The sequence below is a fragment of the Kitasatospora griseola genome (assembly GCF_014648555.1).
Lineage (GTDB): Bacteria > Actinomycetota > Actinomycetes > Streptomycetales > Streptomycetaceae > Kitasatospora > Kitasatospora griseola.
Genome location: NZ_BMRI01000097.1, coordinates 1 through 1278, shown reverse-complemented (window position 1 = coordinate 1278; position 1278 = coordinate 1). Strand labels below are relative to the sequence as shown.

At 69.6% G+C, this 1278-nt stretch carries 2 protein-coding genes; one reads left to right on the top strand and one right to left on the bottom strand.

All coding sequences use genetic code 11. The features are described 5' to 3' along the window. Positions 1-71 precede the first annotated feature (71 nt). Positions 72-578 carry a winged helix-turn-helix transcriptional regulator gene (locus IEZ12_RS37255; protein ID WP_189278868.1) on the bottom strand — a complete coding sequence of 169 codons (507 nt, stop codon included), beginning with the start codon at positions 576-578 and terminating at the stop codon, positions 72-74. Positions 579-686: 108 nt separating this feature from the next. Between IEZ12_RS37255 and IEZ12_RS37250 the strand changes: the two genes are divergently transcribed. Further along, entirely contained in the window at positions 687-1202 is a 516-nt protein-coding gene (locus IEZ12_RS37250; protein WP_189278866.1) for a tautomerase family protein, read from the top strand. Positions 1203-1278: the final 76 nt, after the last annotated feature.

Sequence of the window (1278 nt, the reverse complement as noted above, 5' to 3'; positions counted from 1 at the left end):
GCGGACCAGCCGCCACGAAGATCACCGCCACCGCATCACAACGCGCAGTTGATCAATTACCCAACACTTTCTCAGGCGGGCAGGAAGCGGGCGCCCGGGCCGGGAGAGCGGTAGACGGAGGCGGGCGGCAGGTCGGTGTGGCCGGCGGCGCACTGCAGGACGAGGGCGACCGGTTCGTCGCAGCCCGACCCCTCCGGGCTGTGGTGCCGTACGACGACCGACGGCCCCTGCTCGTCGGCGAGGTACTTGTCCCCCCACTCCAGCAGGGCGATCACGGTGGGCCGCAGGTCCGTCCCCTTCTCGGTGAGGCGGTACTCGAACCGCTCCCGGTCGCCGGGCTCGCGGTACGGCACGCGCTGCAGTACGCCCGCGGCGACGAGGCTGTCGAGCCGGGTGGAGAGCAGGTTGCTGGCGATGCCGAGGCGGGCCCGGAAGTCCCCGAAGCGGCTCGCACCGTCGAGAGCCTCGCGCACGATCAACAGCGACCAGCGCTCGCCGACCACGGACAGCGCACGCCCCATCGAGCAGTTCGCCGGGTCGATCCGCCGGTTCTGCCGCTGCTCCTGCTGGTCCGTCATGTCTCGATCCTAACCTCCCGAAACCGACCTGGGTTGACAATCTCCATCCAGCTCCGACTAGGCTCCCGACCACCTGAGTTGAGATAGTAAATCCAGGAGGTCGCGGCCATGCCGATGCTCGATGTCCACATCCCCGACGGCGCGTTGCGCCCGGAGGCCGAAGCGGCGCTGCTCGACCGGATCACCGAGATCCTCATCCGCCACGAGGGCTTCGACCCCACCGACCCGGTCACCCGCTCCGTGTCCTGGCTCTTCCTGCACCGCCCCGCCGCGGTCTACGTCGGCGGCCGGATCGCGGACGCCCCGCGCTACAAGGTCGTCCCCTCCGTGCCCGAGGGACAGCTCGACGCCGACAAGCGCGCAGGTGTCATCGCCGACGTCACCGAGGCCATCCTGGACGCCGAGGACGGCGCCTGGCCCCGCGACCCGGCCCGCATCTGGGTCTTCCCCACCGAGATCCCCGAGGGCCACTGGGGCGGCTACGGACAGATCAGGCCCCTCGCCACCATCCTCGCCCGACTCACCGACGACGACCACGACCGTGCCCGCACCCTGGCCACCGAACGCATCGCCGCCAGCCGCACCGAACGCAACTCACTGCCCGGACCCACCGCACAGCTCTGAGAGGGTGTTCGATAGGGGAATCCCCCTAACCGTCCGGTTTTGATTGGCACGGCACGGACTCGGTTTCATGATCTCG